The 7,642-nt window shown below is 42.5% G+C and carries 7 protein-coding genes; 4 read left to right on the top strand and 3 right to left on the bottom strand.

Annotated elements, in window-relative coordinates; translation table 11 throughout:
• Positions 1–527 (top strand): T9SS type A sorting domain-containing protein (locus tag ABIL00_07890; protein MEO0110679.1); only part of this gene is annotated, 527 nt, incomplete at its 5' end.
• Positions 528–529: 2 nt separating this feature from the next.
• Here ABIL00_07890 and ychF read toward each other — a convergent pair.
• Positions 530–1,570, bottom strand: coding sequence for a redox-regulated ATPase YchF (gene ychF / locus ABIL00_07885; GenBank protein MEO0110678.1), 1,041 nt, complete (start codon positions 1,568–1,570; stop codon positions 530–532).
• Positions 1,567–2,124, bottom strand: coding sequence for an aminoacyl-tRNA hydrolase (pth, locus tag ABIL00_07880; protein MEO0110677.1), 558 nt, complete (start codon positions 2,122–2,124; stop codon positions 1,567–1,569). The genes ychF and pth overlap by 4 nt, the downstream gene beginning before the upstream one ends.
• Before the next feature lie 496 nt (positions 2,125–2,620).
• On the opposite strand from pth, the gene ABIL00_07875 reads away from it, so the two are divergent.
• The 3 genes from ABIL00_07875 to clpB all read left to right on the top strand — a co-directional run bounded on the left by ABIL00_07875 (position 2,621) and on the right by clpB (position 7,185).
• Positions 2,621–3,181 carry a hypothetical protein gene (locus ABIL00_07875; protein ID MEO0110676.1) on the top strand — a complete coding sequence of 187 codons (561 nt, stop codon included), beginning with the start codon at positions 2,621–2,623 and terminating at the stop codon, positions 3,179–3,181.
• Between the two features lie 534 nt (positions 3,182–3,715).
• A complete protein-coding gene (locus ABIL00_07870) occupies positions 3,716–4,558 on the top strand; it encodes a T9SS type A sorting domain-containing protein (protein MEO0110675.1) in 843 nt (280 codons plus the stop codon).
• 86 nt (positions 4,559–4,644) lie between these two features.
• Positions 4,645–7,185, top strand: a complete 2,541-nt coding sequence (clpB, locus tag ABIL00_07865) for an ATP-dependent chaperone ClpB (GenBank protein ID MEO0110674.1) — start codon at positions 4,645–4,647, stop codon at positions 7,183–7,185.
• Positions 7,186–7,189: 4 nt separating this feature from the next.
• Here clpB and ABIL00_07860 read toward each other — a convergent pair.
• Positions 7,190–7,642 (bottom strand): hypothetical protein (locus tag ABIL00_07860; protein MEO0110673.1); only part of this gene is annotated, 453 nt, incomplete at its 5' end.

Below are 7,642 nucleotides of genomic sequence, written 5' to 3'. Positions count from 1 at the left end.
AAACCAACACCGTAGACGACTACCGCTATCTCTTAGGTAGGCACGGGCAAGTGGCAGTTTACTACAATAGCATAAATAATAAACTCTACTGCGGAGGAGAGTCCAATCTCTGGGTGATTGATTTTGTTGGCGAGCCAATGATTAGAGAATTTGAAATGCCGAGATGTTATGGATGGACCTGGAATAAGAAAAATAATCGCTTTTATATCTCGGCGAGTAATTCCAGTATTTATGTCTTCCGGGACGAAATCCCGGGGGTAGAAGAGGTTTCTCCCTCTTTAAGGATTAAAGAATTTGAAATCTCCCCCACGATTGGCAATTCCTTTAACATCTCCTGGCGGGGTAAAGAGAAGGAAAAGGTCATTATCTATAATCCCCTGGGCAGAAAGGTTTGCACAATGGAATTAAATCCGGGGAAAAATCTCATCTGGGAAGGAAAGGATGAGAGAAATGATAAACTACCTTCCGGTATCTATTTCTTAAAATTAGAAAGGGATAGGATAACAGAGAAGATAATCCTAAAATAAAACTATACCCGGAAGTGAATTAAGATAATATCCCCATCCCGAACGATATAATCCTTACCTTCAATTTTTGTCTTACCCATCTCTCTTGCCTTATGGAAATCTTTACATTCTAATAATTCTTCATAAGACAAGACCTCTGCCTTAATGAAACCCTGGGCAAAATCGGAATGGATCTTTGCCGCTGCCTCAATCACCTTTGTCCCTTTTGGAATTGACCAAGCCCTGGTCTCTTCTCCCTTAATCGTATAAAATCTAATTAAGTTAAGTTTATTAAATGCCAGTTCCACAATCCCCCAAATCCCTTCCTCTTTTAGCCCCAGACTCCTTCTCATTTCTCTTTTCTCCTCTTCTCCCCAATCCCTCATCTCTTCCTCTAAGGAACAGGATATGGGATAAAAATCACCTTTTAATTTTGGGTAAGATTTAAGGTCAAAGATATCTTCGGAATGATTTATCACATAGATGACTTCTTTTAAGGAGAAGAGATTATACTCTTTAACTAAATCCTTCTCTTCTAATGATAAGGGAATGGGAAATTTCCCTTCTCCCAATTCCCTTGCCACCCTTTCCATTAACTCCCATCTCTTCTCCTGCCCCTTCTCTTTTTTTAACTTTGGAATCTGCCTTTCTAAGATTGCCAAATCGGCAATCGCCAACTCGCTCTCCACAATCTCCTTATCTCTTGCTGGATCAATTGTGCCATAAATATGGGGGATTGATTCTGAGGCAAAAGTTCTTAAAAGGTGAAGGATAATATCAACTTCCCGAATATGAGAAAGAAACTTATTTCCCAAACCTTCCCCTTCACTCGCCCCTTTTACTAAACCGGCAATATCAACAAACTCAATCGTTGCTGGAGTCAATTTTTCTGGTCTTAATAACTCACCAATTCTTTTCAACCTTTCATCCGGCACCGCCACCACCCCGATATTCTTATCAATCGTGGTGAAGGGATATAAATCAACCCTTGCCTGGCAGGAAGTCAAGAGATTAAAAAGGGAAGATTTGCCAACATTGGGCAGTCCCACAATCCCAACTTTCATTTCTCCTCCAAGAGATTCTTCCGATTAAACTCCGTCATTGCCCTTTCTATCCCTTTCGCCAAAAAGAAGAGAAGGGCGTCTTTAATCTTTTCCAATAAGAAAGGTAACTTCTCTTTCTCTTCTTTCTTAAATTCCGACAGAACATAATCAGTATAAGAGAGATTGATTGGCGGACTGATGCCAATTCTAAGCCTTGAGAAATTATTGGTATTTAAGTGATAGATAATATTTGCCAATCCCTGATGTCCACCATCGCTTCCTTTCTTCCGAAAACGAATCTCGCCAAAGGGGAGATTAAAATCGTCGCAAATGACCAAAAAAGCGTCTTCCCGCTTTTTAAGGTAATCTTTCACCACTACCCCGGAATTATTCATGTAGAGTAAAGGCTTGACCAAATAGAGATTATATTTTTCAAGAAATACCTCCTCATAATCGGAAAATGACTTAAACTTTATCCGGAACTCTTTTGTCAAGAAATCAAGAACCAAAAATCCGATATTATGACGGGTGAGGCGATATCTCCTTCCTGGGTTTCCGAGACCAAAGAATATCATATCCCATTTTACCCCAATCTGTCATAAAGTCAACATTAAAAAAGGCGACTTTTATGTCGCCTTTGAAGAAAGGGCGATTTCTTTTTAAGTTTTTTATTTTCAATAACTTACTTAATTATCGGATAAATTTAAAGTGAGCCCTACCACCGCCTCCTTTACCACCCCCTCCCCCACCTCTTATCCACCCTTCCGACCGTCCTTTAAGGACTAATTTCTTCCATAGTAAAAGGTCTAATTTCATCTCCAATTTCTTCTTGGGAAAGAGGAATAGTTTTCTCCCTAATCTCTTCTCCAATAAACTGCCCAAGAAAAAATCTCGTCCCTTGTCTAATCCTTAAACTAATTTTGGGAGGAGATGAGTGGGGAGTGAGGTATTCGGTTTTTTAATTTAACTGGGGTTTTGGAAATCTCCGTAGTTCAAAAATTTTACTTGACAAATTAAAATTTTTAATTATCATAAATTATGATTTATAGGATAAAGCAAAAAGGGGGTCCTATGTTAAAAAGGACATTCTTTATTCTCTTCTTTGCCTTTTTGCCTTTCCTCTTTGCCCAGGAATTACTTACTAATGGTGATTTTGAACAGGAATTAACCGTTGGCTGGGTTCAATCTTATGGCGGTACCGGAACACCAACCTTCGCCCGCGATACCTTTTACCAACTGGACCCAGATTATGAGGCTTATATTCGACAATACGACAACCCTGGTTGGACAAGATTGAGTCAAAAGGTTAATGTACCTGGGATTAACCTCATCCTCTCCTTCTGGGCTTATTTCAATCAGAGCGGTGAGACAACCTGCTGGCCTGCGGCTTGCTTTCAGGTCTGCTACTATAATATAAACGATTCCCTATTGGGTGAAACCCGTTATTACTATTGTCCCCTTGACCCCTGGACCCCAACCCCAAACTTCCATCCCATCCGCATCACCAACCCCCAATGGAATCAATACTTCCTTAATATCGCTGAGGAGTTAAGCCAAAACCTTCCTGGTGTCAATCCTGGTGATGTGGCAAAAGTTGAGGTAGCATTATACGCCTACACTTACAGTGGTTGAGGGACACCATGGGCGGAGGTCTCCGCCGATGAAGTTTCCCTAATCGGGAATTTCAATCGCCCCAATTTAGTCCTAATCCGAACTCAAATCACCAATGACCCGAATAATAATGGGATTCTTGACCCAGGGGAAACCGCTAATTTAATAACTTATCTCAGGAATCTAAGTCCAATTCCTGCCACTAACCTAAGAGGCACTTTAAGGGAGAATGACCCCTATATTTCTATCTCCGATTCCCTTGCCAATTTCGGGAATGTCCCGGGTAATGACAGCACCAATAACCTTTCCGACCCATTTGTTATTAGTGCTCTCCCCTCAACACCCAGAAATTATGTTGCCAATTTATCCCTCTATTTAGTCTGCAATGAGACATCCTGGACCAGAAACTTCACCATCACCGTTGGCGAATGGCGCATTATTGACCCAATCCCGGACGGACCGAGAACTCCTCCTCGGTATTGGGCTTATGACGATATTGACACCATCTACTCTGAGGCGCCGAGATTCAATTGGATTGAAATCCGAGACCGGGGGGTGAGACTACCAATCACCTCAGATGACCAAACGATAAGAATTCCCCTACCCTTTGTCTTCAAGTATTATGGTATAAGATACACTGATTCTTTATCCATCTGCGGCAACGGTTGGCTTTCGCCCATCCGAACAACCTTGACGGTCTATACTAATTACCCCTTACCTGACCAATCCTCTGCTAACCCCAGTGCGATGATTTGTCCGAACTGGGACGATTTATATCCACCTTATGGCAATGGCATCTGGTATCTTTATGAGCCGGATTCCCACCGGTTTATCATAGAATGGGATTCGGTCCATTATTTCTCCCCCAATACCCAGTGGGATAAATTCCAGGTCATCATCTATGATACAACGGTTCAAACCTATACCGGTGATAATGAGTTTACCTTCCAGTATCTCACCGCCAATAATTATATCTCCAATACTGTGGGCATTGAAGATGAGACCAATCTCATCGGTATCAATGCCCTTTATAATAACACCTACCACCGCGCCTGTGCTCCCCTTACTCCAAGAAGGGCAATAAAGTTCACAACCGACACCGTGCGTCTCGTTACCCTGCGAGAAGAAAAGATTGGGAAAGCAAAATCCCGAAATAATTTTGCCACCATCAACCGGAATAAAATTGACCTCAACCTAAAATCTGAGCGACCCCTAATTCTATCTATCTACGACATTAACGGCCGCGAAGTGCAAAGATTCTCAGTCTCTGGTTCCGTTCCCAATCTCATTTGGAACGGTAAAAATAGAGAAGGAAAACCTCTTCCCACTGGCATCTACTTCATCCGGATCTCCGGTGAAGGGGTAAAAGAAAGGGAGAAGATAATCTTCATCCGATAAGCACCAAAACCACCTCCGGGACCGGGCATCTTGCCCGGTCCTTTTTATTTTGAACCAAAAGGGAGAAGATTTGAGTCTAAATTATGATGAGACTGGATAAATTCACAGAAAAGGCACAGGAAGGTTTAGCCAATGCCCAAGGTCTTTTGGCACGATTGCGTCATCAGACCCTTGAGCCCGAGCATATCCTTTATGGCATCTTAGAAGTAGAGGATGGCGTGGCAAGTGAGGTCTTGAAGAAATTTGGCGTCAACCCAAATAATGTAAAAGAAAAGGTCCTTAACCGATTAAAAAAATTCCCTGAGGTCTATTCGCCAAATACCTACATCTCCGCTTCTTCCCAAAGGGTGTTAGAAAATGCCTTACAAGAAGCAAAAAGAATGGGCGATGCCTATGCCGGAATTGAACACCTCCTTTTAGCCCTCTTTGAGGAAGAAGAAACCAAAAAGATTCTTAAAGAGTTCAACTTAGAAAAGAATAAGGTCCGCGAGGTATTAAAATCAATCCGGGGCAATCATAAAATTACCGATGCCACAAGTGATACCCAGTACCAGGCATTGGCAAGATTCGGTCGGGATATTACCGAACTTGCTCGGCAGGGAAAACTTGACCCGGTAATTGGCCGAGACGATGAAATCCGAAGGGTAATCCAAATCCTCTCAAGAAGGACAAAAAATAATCCAGTTTTAATCGGCGAAGCCGGGGTTGGCAAGACGGCAATTGTTGAAGGATTAGCCCAAAGGATTGTTCAGGGTGATGTTCCCGAAAGCCTAAAAGATAGAAGGTTAATTGCCTTAGATATTGGCTCTTTAATCGCCGGCACAAAATACCGGGGCGATTTTGAGAATCGGATGAAGGCGGTCTTAAAAGAGATTCAGGAAGGGGAAGGGAATATCATCTTATTTGTTGACGAACTCCACACCATTGTCGGTGCCGGCCAAGCCGAAGGGGCGATTGATGCCGGTAATTTATTGAAACCGATGCTGGCCAAAGGGGAATTGCGAATGATTGGTGCCACCACCCTTGACGAATACCGAAAGTATATTGAAAAGGATAAGGCATTAGAGCGCCGTTTCCAACCGGTCTTCGTTGACCAGCCAACCGTGGAAGAGACCATCTCCATTTTAAGGGGGATAAAAGAAAAATACGAAGTCCACCACGGAGTAAAAATCTCTGACTCCGCCTTGGTTGCCGCTGCGGTCTTAGCCAACCGTTATATCTCCGACCGCTTTTTACCCGATAAGGCGATTGACTTGGTTGACGAAGCCGCAGCCAAGTTGAAGATGGAGATAACCTCAAAACCTCTGCCCATTGATGAGATTGAAAGAAAGATTATGCAATTGGAGATTGAAAGGCTCTCCTTAGAAAAGGAAGAAGATGAGGAAGCAATCAAAAGAAGAGAAGAGATTGAAAAAGAGATTGCCAACTTAAAAGAGAAATTGAAGGAATTGAATCTTGCCTGGCAGAAAGAGAAGGAAGTGATTGAAAGGATGAAGAAGATTAAGGAAGAGATTGACCAGGTGAATATTGAGATTGCGAAGGCGGAAAGGGTCTATGACCTAAACCGGGCTGCGGAGTTAAAATACGGGAAGTTAGGAAAATTAAAACAGGAATTGGAGAAATTAGAAAAGGAATTGGAAAGTCAGGGTGGGATGCGTCTCTTGCGGCAACAGGTGGGCGAAGAAGATATCGCGGAGGTTGTCTCCAAATGGACCGGAATTCCCGTCAAGAACCTTTTGGAATCAGAGAAGGAGAAGTTAAAACGATTAGAAGACTATTTGAGAAAAAGGGTTGTTGGTCAAGAGCCCGCCATCAAAGCGGTTGCCGATACTGTGCGCCGGGCAAGGAGTGGCTTAAAAGACTTAAAAAGACCAATCGGTAGTTTCCTCTTCTTAGGACCGACCGGGGTTGGTAAGACCGAACTGGCAAAGACCTTAGCCTTTGTCCTCTTTGATTCCGAAGATGCCCTAATCCGAATTGATATGTCAGAATACCAGGAAAAACACACCATCTCCCGATTGATTGGTGCCCCACCCGGTTATGTGGGCTACGAAGAAGGAGGACAGTTGACCGAAGCGGTAAGGAGAAGACCCTATCGGGTGATACTCTTTGACGAGATTGAGAAAGCCCATCCCGATGTCTTTAACCTCTTATTACAGATTCTGGATGATGGCCGGTTGACCGATGGCCATGGCCGAACTGTTGACTTTAAGAATACCATCTTAATTATGACCTCAAACTTAGGGAGCGAACTCTTCTTAAAGGGCAAATACGAGAAGGAGACAGTAATGAATCTCTTAAAACGCACCTTCCGTCCGGAATTCCTAAACCGGATTGATGAGATAATCGTCTTTAACCCCTTAACCAAAGAAGATGTGAGAAAGATTGTTGATATCCAGTTGGGATACCTTACCGATAAATTGAAAGAGAACGGGATAGAGATTGAATTTAGTCCGGAGGTGAAGGAATTCTTAGCCGAAGAGGGCTATGACCCAGAGTTTGGTGCCCGACCCTTAAAAAGGGCAATCCAAAAACATATTGAAAACCCATTGGCGATGTATCTCCTTGACAAAAAGCCCGAAAAGATTTTGGTAAAACTAAAAGACGGAAAGGTCCAATTTGCCTAATTAGTTAATATAAATAGGAATCAATCACGCGCCAAGAAATTCTACCATTATTTCCTACCGAATACCGCAAAAACATCCTTCCCATTATATGACCATCCTCAAAAGAGGCGAGCACCCATCTGGGGCTTAATACATAGACCTCATAAAAATACATCTTTCCTCCCAAAATTGCCTTATAAGGAATTAGTTCTTTCCGTCTCTTCAGGTCAGCGATTATCTCCGGTACTGGGTCTTGAAGACCCTTTTTCTTTAACTCTTCTATCTCCCAACGATTAAGTTTCGGTTGATTTTCTAATAAAGCCTCCTTTTCCTTTAATAAATTTTTCAAATTGGCTATCTCCCTAAATAATCGCTTTTCGCTCTCCTGGCTCTTTAGCAATTTCCGCTTATAATTGAGATTCTCTTGCCCGAAAAAGACAACTAAACCCAAAATGACGAAAGTCGCACCAAGCCAAAA

It is taken from the genome of candidate division WOR-3 bacterium, from assembly GCA_039801905.1.
GTDB lineage: Bacteria > Hydrothermota > Tepidihabitantia > Tepidihabitantales > JBDRVQ01 > JBDRVQ01.
Note: the sequence above shows the minus strand (reverse complement) of the source record. Positions and strands in the feature narration are given on the sequence as shown.